Annotated in this window: 15 protein-coding genes and 1 tRNA gene; 9 read left to right on the top strand and 7 right to left on the bottom strand. The window is 62.1% G+C overall.

Going from position 1 to position 18,610, the window contains the following annotated elements:
* The first annotated feature begins 8 nt into the window (after positions 1-8).
* The 3 genes from FEZ59_RS27520 (at position 9) to FEZ59_RS27510 (ending at position 4,498) form a co-directional block, all read left to right on the top strand.
* A complete protein-coding gene (locus FEZ59_RS27520; RefSeq protein WP_029255064.1) occupies positions 9-1,457 on the top strand; it encodes an acyl-CoA dehydrogenase family protein in 1,449 nt (482 codons plus the stop codon).
* Positions 1,458-1,484: 27 nt separating this feature from the next.
* Positions 1,485-2,690 carry an acyl-CoA dehydrogenase family protein gene (locus tag FEZ59_RS27515; protein ID WP_003942363.1) on the top strand — a complete coding sequence of 402 codons (1,206 nt, stop codon included), beginning with the start codon at positions 1,485-1,487 and terminating at the stop codon, positions 2,688-2,690.
* Positions 2,691-2,863: 173 nt separating this feature from the next.
* Positions 2,864-4,498 carry an acyl-CoA synthetase gene (locus FEZ59_RS27510; protein ID WP_003942348.1) on the top strand — a complete coding sequence of 545 codons (1,635 nt, stop codon included), beginning with the start codon at positions 2,864-2,866 and terminating at the stop codon, positions 4,496-4,498.
* A gap of 6 nt (positions 4,499-4,504) precedes the next feature.
* Here FEZ59_RS27510 and FEZ59_RS27505 read toward each other — a convergent pair whose 3' ends face one another.
* The 3 genes from FEZ59_RS27505 to FEZ59_RS27495 are packed head-to-tail and all read right to left on the bottom strand — an operon-like array spanning position 4,505 to position 8,057.
* The gene (locus FEZ59_RS27505; RefSeq protein ID WP_172933464.1) at positions 4,505-5,833 is read right to left on the bottom strand and encodes an amidohydrolase family protein; all 1,329 of its coding nucleotides are present in this window, start codon (positions 5,831-5,833) and stop codon (positions 4,505-4,507) included.
* A gap of 40 nt (positions 5,834-5,873) precedes the next feature.
* Positions 5,874-6,851, bottom strand: coding sequence for a 2-oxoglutarate and iron-dependent oxygenase domain-containing protein (locus FEZ59_RS27500; protein ID WP_020907141.1), 978 nt, complete (start codon positions 6,849-6,851; stop codon positions 5,874-5,876).
* A 15-nt stretch (positions 6,852-6,866) separates the two neighbouring features.
* On the bottom strand, positions 6,867-8,057 hold the full coding sequence (locus FEZ59_RS27495; protein ID WP_264614218.1) for a nitrate ABC transporter substrate-binding protein: 1,191 nt from the start codon (positions 8,055-8,057) through the stop codon (positions 6,867-6,869).
* 250 nt (positions 8,058-8,307) lie between these two features.
* Here FEZ59_RS27495 and FEZ59_RS27490 point away from each other — a divergent pair, with 250 nt between their 5' ends.
* The 4 genes from FEZ59_RS27490 to FEZ59_RS27475 are packed head-to-tail and all read left to right on the top strand — an operon-like array spanning position 8,308 to position 11,748.
* On the top strand, positions 8,308-9,090 hold the full coding sequence (locus FEZ59_RS27490) for an ABC transporter ATP-binding protein (RefSeq protein ID WP_019747838.1): 783 nt from the start codon (positions 8,308-8,310) through the stop codon (positions 9,088-9,090).
* The gene (locus FEZ59_RS27485) at positions 9,087-9,992 is read left to right on the top strand and encodes an ABC transporter permease (RefSeq protein WP_172933463.1); all 906 of its coding nucleotides are present in this window, start codon (positions 9,087-9,089) and stop codon (positions 9,990-9,992) included. Before FEZ59_RS27490 ends, FEZ59_RS27485 begins: the two co-directional genes overlap by 4 nt.
* A complete protein-coding gene (locus FEZ59_RS27480; protein WP_172933462.1) occupies positions 9,989-11,056 on the top strand; it encodes an isopenicillin N synthase family oxygenase in 1,068 nt (355 codons plus the stop codon). Before FEZ59_RS27485 ends, FEZ59_RS27480 begins: the two co-directional genes overlap by 4 nt.
* Before the next feature lie 47 nt (positions 11,057-11,103).
* The gene (locus tag FEZ59_RS27475; protein WP_020907137.1) at positions 11,104-11,748 is read left to right on the top strand and encodes a GntR family transcriptional regulator; all 645 of its coding nucleotides are present in this window, start codon (positions 11,104-11,106) and stop codon (positions 11,746-11,748) included.
* 4 nt (positions 11,749-11,752) lie between these two features.
* On the opposite strand, the gene FEZ59_RS27470 is transcribed toward FEZ59_RS27475, so the two are convergent.
* Entirely contained in the window at positions 11,753-12,529 is a 777-nt protein-coding gene (locus tag FEZ59_RS27470; RefSeq protein ID WP_172933461.1) for a lipase, read from the bottom strand.
* A gap of 71 nt (positions 12,530-12,600) precedes the next feature.
* A tRNA-Met gene (locus FEZ59_RS27465) sits at positions 12,601-12,674 on the bottom strand.
* A 449-nt stretch (positions 12,675-13,123) separates the two neighbouring features.
* Between FEZ59_RS27465 and FEZ59_RS27460 the strand changes: the two genes are divergently transcribed.
* The gene (locus FEZ59_RS27460; RefSeq protein ID WP_019747833.1) at positions 13,124-13,678 is read left to right on the top strand and encodes a transglycosylase family protein; all 555 of its coding nucleotides are present in this window, start codon (positions 13,124-13,126) and stop codon (positions 13,676-13,678) included.
* A gap of 89 nt (positions 13,679-13,767) precedes the next feature.
* On the opposite strand, the gene FEZ59_RS27455 is transcribed toward FEZ59_RS27460, so the two are convergent.
* The gene (locus FEZ59_RS27455; protein ID WP_020969246.1) at positions 13,768-16,689 is read right to left on the bottom strand and encodes a UPF0182 family protein; all 2,922 of its coding nucleotides are present in this window, start codon (positions 16,687-16,689) and stop codon (positions 13,768-13,770) included.
* Between the two features lie 183 nt (positions 16,690-16,872).
* Between FEZ59_RS27455 and FEZ59_RS27450 the strand changes: the two genes are divergently transcribed.
* Positions 16,873-17,460, top strand: a complete 588-nt coding sequence (locus FEZ59_RS27450) for a PPA1309 family protein (protein WP_007731266.1) — start codon at positions 16,873-16,875, stop codon at positions 17,458-17,460.
* A gap of 41 nt (positions 17,461-17,501) precedes the next feature.
* On the opposite strand, the gene FEZ59_RS27445 is transcribed toward FEZ59_RS27450, so the two are convergent.
* Positions 17,502-18,524 carry a PDZ domain-containing protein gene (locus FEZ59_RS27445; RefSeq protein WP_020907134.1) on the bottom strand — a complete coding sequence of 341 codons (1,023 nt, stop codon included), beginning with the start codon at positions 18,522-18,524 and terminating at the stop codon, positions 17,502-17,504.
* Between the last annotated feature and the right edge of the window lie 86 nt (positions 18,525-18,610).

Genomic DNA, 18,610 nt, shown 5'->3' with positions numbered 1-18,610 from the left:
AACAGCTGGTGATCATGACCAAGCAAGACAGTGTTGCCCCCGACAAGAGCGCTCAGCGCAGCGAATCGGGCGCGCAGCGCGGCGGCGCCAAGGGTGCGCCCCGCGACACGTCCGCCGTCGGCCTGAACCCGATCAAACGCGACGCCATGGGCGCAGCCATGCGTGTGCTTACCAAGATCACCGGTTCGGAACTGGCCGAGAAGTTCAATCTGCGTCAGACCATCGATCGCGTGACCTACGAGGGCACCAAGACGGGCTTCAAAACCCTGGGTGCCGCCACTCGAGGATTCCAGAAGGTCTCGGGCAACGGTGCACCCAAGCGCCTGCCCGACAACCCGAGCAAGAACGCCGACTACTTCGATCTCACCCCGGACGACGACCAGAAGATGATCGTCGAGACGGTGCGTGAGTTCGCGGCCGAAATCCTGCGTCCCGCGGCCTACGACGCCGACGGCGCAGCTCAGGCCCCCGCCGATCTCTCCAAGCGCGCGGCCGAGCTCGGTATCACGCTGATCAACGTTCCCGAAGAACTCGACGGAGCAGCCGCCGATCGCGGCGCAGTCACCAATTCTCTTGTTGCCGAGGCACTTGCGCACGGAGACATGGGACTTGCACTTCCGATCCTCGCACCGAGCGGTGTTGCAGTTGCACTGACGCAGTGGGGCACCGACGCGCAGCAGAAGACCTACCTTCCGGCCTTCACCGGCGAGCAGGTCCCCGGCGCAGCAGTGGTGGTCAACGAACCACGCGCACTGTTCGATCCGTTTGCCCTGCAGACCAAGGCAGTGCGCTCCCCCAGCGGCTACAAGCTCAACGGCGTCAAGAGCTTGGTGCCCGCCGCGGCTACGTCCGAACTCTTCGTCATCGCCGCGGAACTCGACGGCAAGCCGTCCTTCTTCATCGTCGAATCCGACACCAAGGGACTCGTCGTCGAAGCAGATCCCAGCATGGGTCTGCGCGCCGCCGGCCTGGGTCGCCTGATCCTCACCGACGTCGCTGTGTCGGAGTCCGCACTGCTCGGCGACGGTGACGCCGAGCAGCGTAAGGCCGAATACGCCGACGCGATTCGCCTGGCTCGCCTCGGTTGGGCGTCCATGGCCGTCGGCACCAGCCAGGCAGTTCTCGACTACGTGATTCCGTACGTCAACGAGCGCGAAGCGTTCGGCGAGCCGATCAGCCACCGCCAGGCGGTTGCCTTCATGGTCGCCAACATCGGCATCGAACTCGACGGACTGCGTCTGGTCACGCTTCGCGGCGCTTCACGCGCCGAGCAGGGCTTGTCCTTCGCTCGCGAATCCGCTCTGGCCCGGAAGCTGGCTTCCGAGAAGGGCATGCAGATCGGCCTCGACGGTGTGCAACTCCTCGGTGGACACGGGTTCACCAAGGAACACCCGGTCGAGCGCTGGTACCGCGACCTCCGTGCCATCGGCGTTGCCGAGGGCATCGTCCTCATCTGACGCCGCTGAACTTCCAGGAGAACCACGATGATCAACCTCGAACTTCCCAAGAAGCTCAAAGCATCAGCGAACCAGGCACATCAGGTCGCGGCGCAGATCTTCCGACCCATTTCACGTAAGTACGATCTCGCTGAGCACGAGTATCCCGTCGAGCTCGACACCATGGCCGCCATGGTCGAAGGCCTCTCCGATTCCGGTGGAGACATCGGCGGTGCCAGCGGCGGACGGTCCGACGCGAGCGCCAAGGGTGGCAACGCCAACGGCGGCAACATGTCTGCGCTCCTCAACTCGCTCGAAACATCTTGGGGCGACGTCGGACTCATGCTCTCGATCCCCTACCAGGGGCTCGGCAACGCCGCGATCGCCGCAGTGTCCACCGACGAACAGCTCGAACGTTTCGGCAAGGTGTGGGCCTCGATGGCCATCACCGAACCGAGCTTCGGTTCCGACTCCGCCGCAGTGACCACCACCGCCGTTCTCGACGGCGACGAGTGGGTTCTCAACGGCGAGAAGATCTTCGTCACCGCCGGTGAGCGTTCGACGCACATCGTCGTGTGGGCGTCGGTCGACAAGTCGAAGGGCCGAGCGGCCATCAAGTCGTTCGTCGTTCCGCGTGACGCACCGGGCCTGAGCGTTGCTCGCCTCGAGCACAAGCTGGGCATCAAGGCATCCGACACCGCAGTACTCCTGCTCCAGGATTGCCGCATTCCCGCGGACAACATTCTCGGCAGCCCGGAGGTCAACGTCGAGCAGGGCTTTGCCGGCGTCATGCAGACGTTCGACAACACCCGGCCCCTCGTTGCAGCCATGGCCGTCGGCGTCGGACGCGCGGCTCTCGAAGAACTGCGCGGCATCCTGACCGAAGCCGGTGTCGAGATCTCCTACGACACACCGGTCTACAACCAGCATGCAGCTGCAGCCGAGTTCATCCGTTTGGAAGCCGACTGGGAGGCCGCGTACCTGCTGTCTCTGCGCGCGGCGTGGATGGCGGACAACAAGAAGCCGAACTCGCTCGAAGCGTCCATGTCCAAGGCGAAGGCCGGCCGCACCGGCACCGACGTGACGCTCAAGGCAGTCGAGTTGGCCGGAACCTACGGCTACTCGCAGCGCCCGTTGCTCGAGAAGTGGGGCCGCGACTCGAAGATTCTCGACATCTTCGAGGGCACCCAGCAAATCCAGCAGCTGATCGTCGCACGCCGCCTGCTCGGAAAGTCGTCCGCCGAACTGAAGTGACGGTCGAATTGAAGTGACGGTCGCACAGACCCGATCCCGAAACACTCCGCCCCGCCACCTTTCGAGGTGGCGGGGCGGACTGCTCGGTCGCCATCGTGAAACTTCACCACCGAAACCTGATTGCCCATTAGTGTGTAATCAGTCCTACAACGACGCTCGGAAGAGGTTCACGTATGCCCGGATTGGTCACCAAGGTCACTGACACCATCGGCGCGGCGGGGGTCATGTTCCGAGCCGGACTCGTCCCGTTCCCTCGCCTCGATCGCGGGCTCAAATCCATTGCAGCCGTGGACAAGTACGGACCCTTTGCCGGGCCGGTCCATGCACACGCCGAGAACGGCTACGACGCGGTGGCGATCATCGACGAGCGCGGACCCATCACCTATGCCGAGCTAGAGCGTCAGAGCAACGCGTTGGTCCGGGCGTGGCAGGCCGACGGCATCACGTCCGACTCCGTCATGGGTGCGATGTGCCGTAACCATCGAGGCTTGGTCCTGACCATGCTGGCGGCAGCGAAGAACGGAACAAAGCTCGTTCTCATGAACACGGGCTTCGCACGGCCCCAACTCGTGGACGTCGCCGCGCGTGAGAAGGTGGTCGCCTTCGTCTACGACGACGAGTTCGCTGACATCGCCGATGCCTTGCCGGACGACGTCGTCGTCTATCGTTCCTGGCCAGAGGGCACGGCCGCGGACGGTTCCACGGCAGCTACTCTCGACGAGGCCATCGCCGGACGCACCACGTCGTCGGTGCCGGCACCCGAGAAGAACGGTGGCTTCGTCCTCCTCACCAGCGGCACAACGGGAACTCCCAAGGGTGCGCCGCGTGGCCACACCTCCCCTCTCGCGTCGGCGCAGTTCCTCGACCGCGTGCCGTTGCGCCGCGGACAGACCATGATGATGGCGGCCCCCGCCTTCCACGGAACCGGCGTCTCGCAGTTCGCTCTCGCGTTGGCGCTCGGCCAGACCGTCGTCATGCATCGAAAGTTCGACCCGGAGAACACGATCAAACTTGTCGCACAATACAAGTGCGACAGTCTGGTCGTGGTCCCGACGATGCTCACTCGCATCATCGACCTCGGTCCCGACGTGCTGTCCAAGTACGACACGTCGAACCTGAAGATCATCTTCTCGGCAGGTTCGTCACTCTCACCCGACCTGTGCAAACGAGTCACGGCCTCGTTCGGCTACGTCCTCTACAACCTGTACGGATCCACCGAGGTCGCGGTGGCAACAGTCGCGACTCCCGAGGATCTGACCATTGCGCCGGGAACCGCGGGCCGCGCGCCGGTGACCTGTCACGTCGAACTGTTCGACGAGAACAACAAGAAGATCACCACCCCACACACGATCGGCAGAATCTTCGTCGCCAGCGGGCTGAGCTTCGAGGGATACACCGACGGGCGTGACAAGGAACGTATCGACGGACTTCTCTCGACCGGCGACGTCGGACACTTCGACGCCAACGGCCTCCTCTTCGTCGACGGCCGCGACGACGACATGATCGTCTCCGGTGGCGAGAACGTCTACCCGCTCGAAGTCGAGAACCTGCTCGCCGATCGAGAGGACGTCTTGGAAGCGGCAGTCATCGGAGTCGAGGACGCCGACTTCGGGCACCGCCTGCGAGCGTTTGTCGTCGTCGCCCACGGCGCCGACCAGAACTCCGACGAGCTGAAGGATCACGTCCGGTCGAATCTCGCGCGCTACAAGGTTCCCCGCGAGATCGTCTTCATCGACGAACTTCCCCGCAACGCCACCGGAAAGCTGTTGCGCCGCGTCCTGATCGAGATGGAGATCAGCGAAGACTGAGCACAGTCACAAAGCGCTGAGCGTCCGGATCAAATCCGCCTCGTCGACGCGAGTGGAGTGCCCCTCGCGGAGCACGACCTCGCCCGCAACCAACACCGTGTCCACGATCTGACGACTGCCCGTCGTGAGAATGGACGCGCCCGGATCTCGCACCGGGAGGCAACCGAAGTCGCGTTCGAACCGAATCATGGTGAGGTCGGCGGGATCGCCCACGGAGATCCCGCCAGACCTGGCCGGCAGACCGAGTGCTGCGTTCGCACCGCCGGATGCGATGTCGATCATGGCTTCGAAGCCGAACAGGTCGGCGCGGCCACGCGCGGCTCGCTGCACGTAGGCGCCGGTGCGCAGAGTCTCGAGCATGTCCTGAGTATCGTTGCTGGCTGCGCCGTCCACACCCAACCCCACCGCGATCCCCGCGTCGAGGAAACTCGGGACGGGCGCGATTCCGCTACCGAGGCGCATGTTGCTGACGGGGTTGTACGACACTCCGACGCCGCGCTCCGCCAGCACCTTCTGACCACGGTCGTCGAGTTCGACGCAGTGGACCGCCAGCACCCGGTCCCACAAGAACCCATGGGAATCCAGGTAGTCGACCGCGTTCATGCCCGCGTGTTCGGTACACATCGTGTTGTCGGTCTGCGTCTCGAGCAGGTGAATCGAGACCGTCAGGTCGCGAGCCCGCGCGAACTCACGCACTTCCGACATCCCGTCCGGGGTCAGCGAACGCGGGTTCGGTACCGCGACTGCCACGTCAATGCGGGAACCGGCGACGTCGCGCATCATCTGATCCGTATGTGCGAGAACATCTCCGAGTGGTTGCATGAGCCGCGGATCGAAGCCCCACTTCCTCGTCTTGTCCGCCCGGTCTGCGGTTCCGCGTCCCAGCACCGCACGAATCCCGGTGTCGTGCAACGCCCGGATCACAGCGTCGTGAACCTCGCTGGACGGGTGCGGCCACATGTGTTCGACCAGGGTCGTCGTACCGCTGCGCAATGCCTCCAGCGAGGCTGCGACAGTGGCCGTGTATGCGCGCTCCGGCGTGATCTGAACCGACTCTTCTGCGACCGCGAGTAGCCATTCGAGAAGCGGTGTCCCTTCGGCGATCCCACGCATCAGTGACTGCTGAAGGTGCGTATGGGTGTTGACGAACCCAGGGATCAGATACGCCCCCGATCCGTCCACACTTCCAGGTGTGGCGGTGCCGGTCGACTTCTCGATCGATTCGACCACCCCATTCGAGACGACGACGTCGCGGCCGGTCAGCCATTGCCCGCCGCTGTACAACGTCACGTCCCGGATGATCGCGTCGGTCATGTTCTTGGGCGCGGTAGTCATCGCCAGTTCTCCTGAAAGTGTGTGACGGAACGGATACGGATCAACGCGCGAAGTTCGCGCGTACTCGCTGGTCGATGTAGTCCTCGGCAGTGATCGGCGGGTATTTGCCCGCCGGCCCCTCGATGGTCACGTCGCGGTTCGCCTGAGCGAAGAACGCGAGGCTGTAGCGGGCTCCCCGATAGTCGGTGACTCCGGGACTCTTGACCCGGTGGAAGTTCGACGGCAGGACATCATCACTCCATCTCATCAGCATGTCGCCGATGTTGCAGGTGATCGCTTCCTCGGCCGGCACCACCGACGTCCATTCCTGGGTGTCCATCTCCTTGCCCGGGCACAGTTGCAACCCGCCCTGACCGTCACGCTGGAAAAGCAATGTCAGGCAATCGAAATCGGTGTGCGCTCCGGCACGCCACATCCCTTCGACATCTGCGTCGGCGGCAAGGGGGAAGTAGTGGAGTAGTCGCAGTGTGCTCTGGTAGGTGGCCACCGACGGGTCATGTGCCCTGGTGAAGAAGTCTCGTTCGAATCCCAGCTTCTCGGCGAAGCACGACAACAGGTCCATCGCAATGCCCCAGCACTTGGCTTCGAAGTCCAGGATCGTTTCGCGGAATCCACCCAATTCGTCTGCAGTGGGCCACAGATCACCCATATGCGGGCGGGTCACCTGGTAGGACTCTTTCTGATCAGGTGTTCCGATGGACGGACGCACCTGCGTCATGCTCTCCCAGCCGGAGTTGAAACCCTTCTTGAGCGGGTACTGCGCTTTCACCTCGGTGGGCAGTGCAAAGAATCGCTCGGCCGCCGCGAAAGCCTCGCGGACCTGGTCCAGATCGATTCCGTGATTGACGATTTGGAAGAATCCGATGTCGGTCGCTGCCGACCACAACTCCTCGGCGATCTCGCTGCGCCGGTTCTCGAAATCCGAGAGATCGATTCTTCGGACCTCGCGGTCGGTGGTCTCCGTGCCCAGGCCACCCATGCGGGTCTCGCGGTTGAGTTCTGTCATGTCGTACGTCATTTGCTGTGAGCTCCTTCAGCGGATTCCGATGGACCGATCGGTGAACTTGTCGGTGTAGATCTCTTCTGCAGTCAATGACTGCGGTATCGACGCACCCCCGGCGTTCAGGATGGGCTTCAGTTCTTCGACGGTGTGAGCGACTCGCGTCATGTCGAACGTGCCGACGGATCCGTCTGCCTCGTTCGCGATCAGGCCTTTCTCCTTCAGGAGCTGGGCACTGAACGCTGCTTCGCCCTCGGTGTAGGGAGAGAACGACACGTCCTGCGAGACGACGTCGACAATGGCAGCATTCGCCGCATCCGGCGCAGTGATGTAGTCCGCGGTGGCCTGCTGAATGATCGGAACCAGCTTGCTCAAACACGGCGAGAGTGTCTCGACCTTGTCGGCACGAACGGAAACATTGGACGCGTAGATGTCGAAACCCGAATCTTTCAGCAGGTCATAGGAAACCGGCTTGTCCCACGCCGGCGTCTCCTTCTCGTACGTGTACGGTTCCGAATTCGCGAATCCTTGCTGAGCGATGGTCGGGTCACCGACAAATCGCGAGGGAGCTCCGTCGTAGCTCGTGTCGAGCTGAGACTGCTCCAGTAGTCCTTTCGCCACGAGCCACTGCGGAAAGAGTTGTTCCTTGGAAACGACGACACTCGCGTCGGACTTGCCGATATCGGCAACACTCGTCCAGTCCGGATGAGACTCATTGTCCCACATGAGGATTGCCGGGCTGTATTTGAGCAATGGCGTGACGGCCACAACGGGCTGACTTGCCGCTGCCGCGATCACCTGATCCCCGTGCACCAAGCCGAGAGTGATGGAATCGTCGACGTACATCTGGGAGCTGACGGATTGGAACCCGATTGCCGGTCCCCCGGCCCGCAAGGTCAGGTCGACTCCGGTGTCCTTCCCTCCGGCGACAAGAGTCCCACTGACGGACTTGTCGTCGGTGTCGACCGAATAGCCGGGACCGAGCATCTCGAAGAGCGCTCCCATATCCGACTGTGGCTGCCATTGGAGTTGAACCACAACGTTTTCCGGACAGAGACCCGCAAGGTTCTGCGCCTCGGCAGCTGGTTCGAGAGATTCCGCTTTCGCCGTCTCAGCCTCACTGGAGCTGCACGCAGTCAATCCGATGGCTGCACACATGGCCAGTGCCGCGCCCGCCGCTCCCACACTTCTGCGATTGGAATGCACCTTGCGATTTGAATACACAGCGTCTCCTTCGTGAAAACAATTGGGATGTGGGCGAACCAAGAAGGGTGATCCGATGAGCACACTCTGCAGCACGTGGATTACATGCAATCGCCTCGTTGTTTCCATCAGGTAACGCGCGCCAGTATTCTCGCTTCACCTGCAATGTCACCTCACATTTACATTCAGAAATCTAGGCGACATACATGCAATTCAAGATAGTTCCTACATATTGAAGAACTTTTGCATGCATTACCGACCGGAGGCTCAGATGGAACTCGCGAACACGATGCAGGATGCCGACGCTCGCAAGCTCACCGCGCCGATGCAGATGGTCTTTTCCGATGTCGTCAAGAAGTTCGATACCGGCACTGTCGCGCTGGACGGCATCGATCTGGACGTGGAGCGAGGAGACTTCGTCGCCGTGGTCGGACCCTCAGGCTGTGGCAAGTCGACTTTGTTGCGCATGGCGGCCGGCCTCGAGCGACCGACCAGTGGTGCGGTTGCCCTCGACACCGAATCAGTTGGCTTCATCTTCCAGGAGCCGACTCTCCTCCCCTGGCGAACCGTGCAGGCCAACGTCGAATTATCGGCTGAACTCGGTGGCGGCGACAAAGCAGCGCGAAAGTTGCGCGCCGACGAGGCAATCCGCGCAGTCGGCCTTGCGGACTTTGCGAAACAACTGCCCAATGCGTTGTCAGGCGGAATGAAGATGCGTGTCTCGTTGGCGCGTGCGCTCACCCTCGCACCCGCTGTGATGCTGCTCGACGAACCTTTTGGTGCGCTCGACGAGATGACACGACTGGAGATGCAGGTAGAACTCCAAAGGCTCTACACCGACAAAGGGTTCACCTCGATGTTCATCACGCACTCGGTATCCGAGGCCGTGTACCTCGCAAACAAGGTGGTCGTCATGACCGCCAGGCCTGGACGAATACATTCGGTCGTGGACATCGATTTCCCGTACCCGCGTAGCCCGGAACTGCGCTACGACGCCCGATACACCGAACACGTCGCCGAGATCTCGGCCAGCCTCCATGGGAGCTCACGATGACCGAAGTCCTTGCAGTACAACAGGGCACCACCGTACGCAATACCGCCGTTCGTACTGATTCTGCGACCACGGCGCAAGCACAGGCACAGTCCGGACGGCCCTCTCGAATGAGAGCGCTCGGCACCTTCCTGCTCTATCCGCTGCTCTCACTTGCCGGCGCGGTCGCAGCGTGGTCGGTCGTCAGCTACCTCGTTCTCTCCCCGGAACGTCGATTTCTCCTTCCGCCGCCGAGTCAAGTACTGACGAAGTCGCTACTCGACTGGAAACACCTCTCTCCCATGCTCGAAGCCCTCGCAGTGACGGCACAGGTTGCGCTGGTCGGCTTCGTCGTCGCGGTGGCAGTCGGCGTCGGAACCGGCGTGCTGATGAGCCAGGCCAAGTGGATCGAGCGGATCGTCTATCCATATGCCGTTGTGCTGCAGGTCATTCCCATCCTCGCCATCGTCCCCCTCATCGGACTCTGGTTCGGCTACGGCATGACCGCGCGCACCCTGGTGTGCGTTCTCATCGCGGCCTTCCCGATCATCACCAACACACACTTCGGGTTGCAATCGGTCGATCGCGGACTGCACGAACTCTTCACCCTCGGCCGCGCCTCGCGTTGGGATCGACTGGTGAAACTCGAACTGCGAGCGGCAATGCCGGCCATTCTCACCGGCATCCGCACCGCCTCCGGCCTTGTTGTCGTCGGTGCCATCATCGGCGACATGTTCTTCGCCAAAGGACAACCCGGGATCGGGACCCTGCTCGACGTCTACCGAAGCCGCCTTCAGTCCGAGGATCTGATCGCCGCGATCGTGATCGCGTCGGTGTTCGGCGTCCTCGTCTTCTCTGCCTTTGGATTCCTCTCACGTGTGCTCGTCGGTAAGTGGCACACGTCCGGCCGCAAGGACTTTAAATGACCCACGAAATTCCCGCCTTCGAAATCCCTACGATCGATATCAGCCCGTACCTCCGCGGCGAGGCGGCTGCAAACGCCACCAACAGCACTGCCTGTGCGGAAGTGGCAGCTCAACTCGATCGCGCGTGCCGGGAGGTCGGATTCATACAGATTGTCGGACACAGCATTCCACGATCGGCGACCGACGGACTGGCCGACGCTCTCGACGAGTTCTTTGCTCTCCCACTGACGGTGAAGAACAACTATCGCCGTCCCTCGTCCGAGAACCGTGGCTACTCGCCACCGAAGTCGGAATCACTCAGTATGAGCCTGGGCGTCGCCGCTGCGAACCAGATGAACGATTTCTACGAAGCAATAGTCGTGGGCACAGAGGTGAGCGACTATCCGGGCGTCGACCTACCCGAGTCCAGCTACGCCGCCAACACTTGGCCCGAGGCCGCGCCCGGATTCCGACCGGCAATCGAAGAGTATTTCCGTCATGCCCAGGGCTTGGCACGAATCCTGATGTGCGCCTTTACCGACGCCCTCGGATTGCAGCCCGAGTACTTCGATTCGATGCTCGACCATTCGATCGACGCGATGAAGATGAACAACTACGCACTGCCTGAGGGCGAGATCCGCATCTCCGGCGACATGACGGGAATGGGCGCTCACACCGACTTCGGAATCTTGACCATCCTGTGGGCAGATCAAGTTCCGGGCCTTCAAGTTCTGAGTACCGATGGCATATGGCACGACGTCCAACCTGCCGACGGCGCACTCTTGATCAACCTCGGCGACGCGATGGCACGATGGACGAACGACCGATGGCGCTCGACAGTGCACCGAGTCGACCCACCTATCGTCGATGGTCAGATCATCCGACGTCGCTCTGCCGCATTCTTTTTCGACGGAAACTACGACGCCGTCATCGAAGCACTGCCAGGGACTCTCGAACCGGGCGAGGTGGGATACCCGCCGATCACGATCGCCGAGAACATCGCGGCCAAAGTGGCCGGACTGAAAGGCGCGACGGCGCCCGACGTCGACAGTCGCAGCGCTGACCGGGTGCGCGCCGCCGGATAGCGCTCCCGGGTACCGTCGATATCGTGCAGGATCGAAGTGAGGACAAGATGACCACCACCGAACGAGCTTTGCTCACCGAGTCCGTGCACGAGACGCTTCGAGAACTGATCTTTTCGGGAGAGCTGGCGCCGGGGACACCACTGAGTGTTCCCGCGCTGGCGAGCAAGCTCAATGTCAGTCGAACGCCGGTCCGCGAGGCCGTGCAGCAGTTGATCTACGAGGGCATCGCGGTCCACACCCGAAATGCGGGTGCAAAAGTCGATTCGCTGGACGCAGAGTCTCTGCGCGCGGTCTTCGAGGTGCGTGAGGTACTCGACGGTCTCGCGGCTTTCAACGCGACGGCCAATGCCACGCATGAAACCGTGTCACAGCTGAACAAGATGGTGCAGGTGCAACGCGAACTTCTCGAGAGCCCGCCGGATCAGCGTCGCGATTCGACGCTGGACCTCGAGTTCCACACCTTGATTCGTGAGACTGCATGCAATCACCCGCTCAGTGAAGCCCTACATCGTCTCGACGGACAGTCACATCTCTACCGTTCGGACATGTGGAGCCTCGAGCTCAATCGACGGATCGCCGTCACCGAGCACGCTCGTATAGTCGCGGCCATCGAATCGGGTGACGCCTTGGGGGCCAGAACTGCCGCGAGCGCACACGTAGCCGGGCTACTCGTCCGAACAACCCGGACCTGAAGCTTTACCGAAATGACGGGAACAACGTGTCAGGCCAGGTGATGTCGCCGTCGTTCTCGTCCACGAACGTACCGACACAGTCGCGCCCCAAAGCGCTGATCGCTCCCGAGATGACCTCTGGATGCTCGAGCTCGGTGAGATGGTCTGCTCCGGTTCCGGCCCCGGGAACGCCATCGACGTACACCCGGCACTGGCCCCCGTCCAACCGACCGTCCGCCCACTCGCCCGAACTCTGCACCACCGAATAGTAGGCAGATCCAGGAGTGTCCTCACCGGCATTGAGCTTGGCGAGAACTTCGGAGAACATGCAGGTGTCGTAACCGTCGGCAGGGCCTTGTACGCAGCCACCGGGGCTACCGTACTGCGGAGCACCGATGGCGACGAATGAATCCACTACTTCGGAGCCACCGAGGAACTTCGCGTAGTACCGGGAGCTCAGTCCACCCGCACTGTGTGCGATCACCCCGACGGAGTCAGCGCCGGCAGCGTAGGAGCGAATCGAATCGGCAATCAGCTCGGCGTCGGCCGCAATCATCTTGCCGGGTGCGTCGACGAAGTGTGTCTCGTAGCCCGCAGCGCTCAGTGCCTCGTCGAGGGCGCGGTAGGTCGCCTGGTGCGTTTCTCCCGAGTTGTAGAGCTGCTGCCCTGGAACGATGAAGACCACGCGCTTCGCATCGGTGATCCGCCCACCGGCGGCAGCGCTTCCTGCCGAGAACGCCAGAGCGGTGGCCACCAGCGAAGTAGTCACCGCCATCGCCAAAAGAATCTTCGAGAGTCGCACGTCGCCACCCTACGACGGCTGCGCACAAAAAGGACCGCCGCACTGGAATCCAGTGCGGCGGTCCTTTCTAGTAGCGGGGACAGGATTTGAACCTGCGACCTCTGGGTTATGAGCCCAGCGAGCTACCGAGCTGCTCCACCCCGCGATGCATTGACAAAGTTACACGAGCAGATGAACGGAACGCAAATCGCCTGCGCTGGAGCGAAATACACGCCTGAAAGTCGAAGAATCGGGTGACTGGGTTCACAAAATGCCCGTGAGCATCAACACATAACAAGCATGTAACGAACGCACCTCGAAACGGCATCGGAAAGGCTCTACCAGCATAAACGCCGAAAATCCTGGATGGGAGAAGACCAGGTGGTCCGGAAAATCGCGAATCGACCCTCGTTCAGCGCTCCCGTACGGTCGGTCCCGGCCCGAATCAACCGGGCGAACGCCGACCCGCCGCTGCTCCACTCTGCCCCGCGGGATCGGAACCCCCGAAACCTTCGAGGGGCAGAGACACGGAGAGACAAGCGCCCGGGAAGTCAGCATCATCGCCGACCCGCAGGCCCGCCGATGTCAGCAAGCGCGGAGAGGATTTACCCCGACATGACGTACACCAGCATCAGCAAGCGTGCATTCGGCACATTGGCAGTAGCCGGCGCACTTGTCGCAGTGCCCCTCACCATGAGCACCGGCACCGCTTCCGCAGCCACCCACAACTGGGACGGCGTCGCACAGTGCGAGAGCGGTGGCGACTGGAACATCAACACCGGAAACGGCTACTACGGCGGCCTGCAGTTCTCGCAGAGCACCTGGACCGCCAACGGTGGCACCGGCTCGCCCGCCAACGCTTCCAAGGAAGAGCAGATCCGCGTCGCCGAGAACACCCTGCAGAGCCAGGGCCCCGGCGCATGGCCAGTCTGCGGCCAGCGTCTGACCGTCGCAAGCGAGCCGGCAGTCGAAGAGGCTCCCGCCGCAGCACCGGCTCCCGTCGCCGAGGCACCCGCAGTTGCTCCCGCCGTCGAAATCCCGGCCGAGCTCAAGCCCGCCGCACAGCAGGCTTACGACACCGCTCGTGACCTCGCCGGCCAGTACGGATTCGCCGCACAGTTCCAGCAGCTCTCCGATGCCAACGCACCGATCGTTGCAGCACTGCGCTGATTCAGCTCATACAGCTTCACCTGAGCACACAAGAAGGCCCACCATCCGATCGGATGGTGGGCCTTCTGCTGTTCATGAACTGACGCCGCTTACCTCGGCAGCGCCTGGTACGCGTCGACAGCCTTCTGCAGGCGGTCAAGCGCAGCACCGTAGCTGGTGAAGTCACCGCTCTGTTGCGCCGACTTCAATGCCGCCATTGCCGAATTGACCTCGGCCAGCGCCTTCGTGACGTCATCCGAAGAAGCCGGCGGGGCCGGTGCCGTCGGCGTTGTCGGCGTTTCCGGTTGCGCTCCGGTATCCGGATCGGGTGCCGGCTGGGTGACAGTCGCTGCCGAACCTGCGCCCGGCCAAATCTGACTGATCGCCTCGGAGACGGTCGGTGCATAGCCGATCCGAATGCCGTTGGTGTCGCTGAAGCTCACCAGTACACGCGCCAACTGAGGGAACGCGTTCTGCGAGTTTCGCTGCGAGTACAAAGGCTCGACATAGAGGATTCCACCCTCGGCAATCGGCAGAGTCAGCAAGTTTCCGTACTGAATCTTGTTCGACTGCTTGAGCAGTGACACTTCCGAAGCAACACGCGAATCCGACGTCATCGCAGACTGAGCCTGCTGTGGACCCTGAGTCTGCGTATCGGTCGGCAACTGCAGCACCGTGAACTTGCCGTAGTTCTCCTTGTCGTTCGCCACCGAGATGTAGGCCGACAGCAACTCACGACTGAACCCGACCATCGGACTGGTCAGACGGAAATCCGCCTTCGCGGTGTCCTTGTCGCCCACCAGCACGTAGTACGGCGGCTGGTTGGCCGACGTGTCGATCGTCGGATCACTCGGAACCGACCAGAACGCGTTGTTGGTGAAGAACTCACTCGGATCGTCGACGTGGTACTTCGCCAGCATCTCTCGCTGAACCTTGAACATGTCTTCCGGGTAGCGGAAGTGCGCCTGCAGGTCGTCCGAGATTTCGCTCTTCGGCTTCACCGTGTTCGGGAAGACCCCCATCCACGCCTTCAGAACCGGATCCTGCTCGTCGACCTGGTACAGCGTGACCGTGCCGTCGTAGGCGTCGACCGTGGCCTTCACGGAGTTGCGGATGTAGGAGAACTCCTGGCGCGGAATGAGGCGCCCGGTCGTCTGGTCGATACTGTCCTCGACCAACCCGTCGAGCGAACTGCGCTGCGCGTACGGGTAGTCCTGGGCGGTGGTGTAACCGTCGATGATCCACTGCATCTTGCCGTCGACCACTGCCGGGTAGGCAGCGCCGTCGGTCGTCAGCCAAGGCGCGACCTCCTCGACCCTTTCCTTCGGATCACGCTTGAAGATGATCTTGGAGTTCGAGCCGATTGCACTCGAGAACAAGATGTTGCGCTCGGTGTACTTCGCCGCGAAGGCAAGACGGTTGAACCAGTTGCCGATCGAGACACCACCCGAACCGGTGTAGGTGTACTTCGAGGTGTCGGTGTCGTACTCACGAGGTCCCTCGCCGTCGACGGAACCGACGATCGAGTAATCGGCGTCCGACTGGCTGATCACCTCGCCGTAGTACGACCGAGGATTGTCTACCTTGAGGTTCTCGTTCTCGGGCGTGGTCGTCAGGTCGCTGACCGAGTAGATCGGGTAACCACCGGTGTTGTTCTGACTGTCGCCCTGCACGGCCGTGACTTCGTTTGCCTGGGCCGCGACGAAGCCGTTGCCATGCGTGTAGACCGTGTGCTTGTTGATCCAGTCCGTCTGGTTGCCGGAAAGATTGTTCGGCGACAGCTCACGCGCTGCGACAACGAAGTCGCGCAGCTGGCCGTCCTGTTCGTAGCGGTCGACGTTGAGCGTCTGCGGGAACCCGTAGAAGTTCTTGAGCTGACGCTGAGCGGTGAACGTCGGCGACAGGATCGTCGGATCCAACAGTCGGGTGTTCGCGATCGTGGTCCGGTCGGCCGGAACGTCCTGGGGCTGCTTGGTGCCAACTCCCGGATAGTCGACGTAGTCGACGTTTTCTTCCGTGATCCCGTACGCCTGACGGGTCGCTTCGATGTTTCGTTCGATGTACGTGCTCTCCTTCTGCGCCGCATTGGGCTTGACGGAGAACTGCTCGACGATCATCGGGTAGACCGCACCGACGAGCACCGACGAAAGAACCAAGAGAGCGACGGCCATGGCCGGTATCCGAAGATCCCGAGTGAAGATCGAGGCGAAGAACGCCAAGGCGCAGATGACCGCGATGGACAACAGAATGAGCTTCGCCGGCAGAACCGCATTGATGTCGGTGAAGCCCGGACCGGTGAACGTCGGTTCCTTACGACTACTCGACATCAACGAGTACCGATCGAACCAGTACGCCACCGCCTTGAGGAGCACGAAGGTGCCGGCGATGACAGCCAGTTGAACACGTGCGGCAGTCGTGAATGTCCCAGCGCGCCCGGCCAACTTGATCCCACCGAAAACGTAGTGGGTGACCAGGTTTGCCACGAAGGCGAGCAGAATCGAGACGAACAACCAATTCAGAACGAAGCGGTAGAACGGCAGATCGAACGTGTAGAAGCCGACGTCCAAGTTGAACTGAGGATCGGTGATGCCGAACGGCTGACCGTTGAGGAACAACTGGATCGTGACCCAGTTGGCCTGCGCGATGAGACCGGAGAGAATGCCGATCGCGACCGGAATGATCACGCCGAACAGACGAAGTCGCGACATGACGGTCGTGCGGTAGCGCGCGATCGGATCGTTGGGTCCGGAGACCGGAACGAACACCGGACGTGCGCGGTACGCGAGAAGCATCGCGAGCCACACGATGGCTCCGACGACAATTCCGACCACGAGGAAGAGCACGAATCGCGTCAGCAGAACCTTGGTGAAGACACCGCGGTAGCCGACTTCTCCGAACCACAACCAGTCCGTGTACATGCCGATCAGTCGCGGCCCCACGAGCAGCAAGGCCGCCACTACGACAGCCACCACCAACAAGATTCGACTGCGTCTGGACAGAGAGGGTAAACCTGCGGGGGGCCGCATGCCCACGTGCCACGCTCCAAGATTTGGCGACGCCGTGGCGTCGCAACCGATTGCATCGATCACTGCGGCCACGCCCGAGTGGACTTGGCCGTTTCCGACCACTCTACGTAACAACGGTCACGGGTTGACAACACGGAGAGCAGGGAGCCGGACAGAAGGTGGGAGGATGAACGTGTGAGTGAAGAGAATATGAGCAGATCACCGAGTGCCCTCGCCCGGTGCGTTCATGAAGTTGTCGACCACATCGACGCCGAAGGCTGGGATCAACCGCCGAAGCTGTACGCGTTGGTGCCTACCGAAATGCTCGCCGCGGCCGAACCCGGACTGCTCGACCAACTCGCCGAGGGCGCCGAATACACACCGATCGAACAGGAATCGCTTCCCGAGGACATCATCGGCGGTTCACGGGCACTCGACGAGTTCCTGGCAACGACGCATTGGCCCGAGTCGGTGCAGGGTTGCATCCTGGTTCAGGAGATCGTCGTCCTGCCGCCCGAGGCGGAATCGGATCTCGATCACGCCACGGCGCCGGTATTGACCGATCAGCATGCTGCGGACGAGGTCGCGCGACTGACGGCCAACGCGCATCCCGATCGACGCGAGGCTCGACTGTTCGTCGGCGTGCTCCGTGACGGTCCTTCGCTGTCGCTTCTGCAGATGCGTCCCGACGAGGATGCGGATCCGTACGGTGACCTGGAACTGCTTACCTACGACGGTCTTGCACCTCACCTGGTTCACGCGTTGTACGCGACGCTCGACGAGGTCGAAGAAGACTGAAAGAAGAAGACTGACCGAGTCTGTCTTCGGCAAGGCAGGTTTCAGCAGCGGGGTGCGTCGCCGCCCGTGTTGAGGCTTTCGAGTGAGTCCACTGCGCCGGGCAGGTTGTCGACCTTGACGAGTCGAAGCCCGTCCGGCGCATTCTGTTTCGCCTCGTCACAGTTCTGGGCCGGCACGAGGAAGGTCTCAGCACCGGCTTCGGAGGCGGCGATCAACTTGTACCTGATACCGCCGATCGGACCGACCTCGCCGTCGGAGTCGATGGTGCCCGTTCCGGCCACGAACTTTCCGCCGTTGAGCTCCCCTGGAGTCAGCTTGTCCACCAACGCCAGTGTGAACATCAGTCCGGCAGAAGGACCGCCGATGTCGGCAAGGTTGAACTGCACGGTGAAGGGAACGTCCGGGACCTCGTTGGGCGTGACGCCGAGGTAACCCGATTCGGGCTTGTTGGGCCGCGCCCCAACGGTGACCGGTACAACGGTCTCCACACCCTCGCGAAGGACGGTGACGTCGATCGCGGTGCCTGGCGCGATCGCACCGACCGTGTCCTGAACGCCGGTGATGGTGGTTACCGGAGTGTCGCCGATCTTGACCAGGACATCGCCCTCTTGCAGGGCACCCGCGGCAGGGCCGTCCGGGGTCACCTTCGAAACAGTGAGTGCCACCGGCTTACCGAGAAAGTGGAGTGCAGCCAACTCGGCACTGTCCTCGGACTGCTGGAAGTCGGCGGTGTTGGCCTGCTGAATCTCTTCCTTCGACTTCTCGGGCGGATAGATCTCCGAGCGTGGGACGAGTCCGTTGCTGCCACTCGCCCACAGTCCGAACGCTTCGAAAATGTTGAGGCCGTCGCGAACCGACACCGTTGTCATGTTGAGGTTGCCGTCGGTGGGATCGACCTCGGTCCCCTGGATGTCGACGACGGGCTTACCGTCGACGTCGCCGAGGGTGTTGAAGGTGGGGCCAGGACCGAGTGCGACATAAGGAACAGTGACCATTGTTCCGACGACTCCCAACACGACGATGGGTGCGAGTGCGGCCAAGAGCGTCACTATCCGTCGATTCACCTGATCCAGAGTAAAGCGCGAAGGCGCCGGAGCACCGATCGCACCGCCTGAGCGCCGTGCGTGTTCGCCGTCAGCGTGACTCGGAG

This window comes from Rhodococcus sp. MS13 (assembly GCF_013277835.1).
In the GTDB taxonomy this organism is placed as follows: domain Bacteria; phylum Actinomycetota; class Actinomycetes; order Mycobacteriales; family Mycobacteriaceae; genus Rhodococcus_F; species Rhodococcus_F erythropolis.
This window is presented reverse-complemented; position numbering and strand designations above follow the sequence as displayed.

Excerpts from the sequence above, each read along its gene's own strand:
- FEZ59_RS27515 (WP_003942363.1), top strand. The coding sequence starts at position 1,485 with ATGATCAACCTCGAACTTCCCAAGAAGCTCAAAGCATCAGCGAACCAG.
- FEZ59_RS27510 (WP_003942348.1), top strand. The coding sequence starts at position 2,864 with ATGCCCGGATTGGTCACCAAGGTCACTGACACCATCGGCGCGGCGGGG.
- FEZ59_RS27505 (WP_172933464.1), bottom strand. The coding sequence starts at position 5,833 with ATGACTACCGCGCCCAAGAACATGACCGACGCGATCATCCGGGACGTG.
- FEZ59_RS27500 (WP_020907141.1), bottom strand. The coding sequence starts at position 6,851 with ATGACGTACGACATGACAGAACTCAACCGCGAGACCCGCATGGGTGGC.
- FEZ59_RS27490 (WP_019747838.1), top strand. The coding sequence starts at position 8,308 with ATGGAACTCGCGAACACGATGCAGGATGCCGACGCTCGCAAGCTCACC.
- FEZ59_RS27485 (WP_172933463.1), top strand. The coding sequence starts at position 9,087 with ATGACCGAAGTCCTTGCAGTACAACAGGGCACCACCGTACGCAATACC.
- FEZ59_RS27480 (WP_172933462.1), top strand. The coding sequence starts at position 9,989 with ATGACCCACGAAATTCCCGCCTTCGAAATCCCTACGATCGATATCAGC.
- FEZ59_RS27475 (WP_020907137.1), top strand. The coding sequence starts at position 11,104 with ATGACCACCACCGAACGAGCTTTGCTCACCGAGTCCGTGCACGAGACG.
- FEZ59_RS27460 (WP_019747833.1), top strand. The coding sequence starts at position 13,124 with ATGACGTACACCAGCATCAGCAAGCGTGCATTCGGCACATTGGCAGTA.
- FEZ59_RS27450 (WP_007731266.1), top strand. The coding sequence starts at position 16,873 with ATGAGCAGATCACCGAGTGCCCTCGCCCGGTGCGTTCATGAAGTTGTC.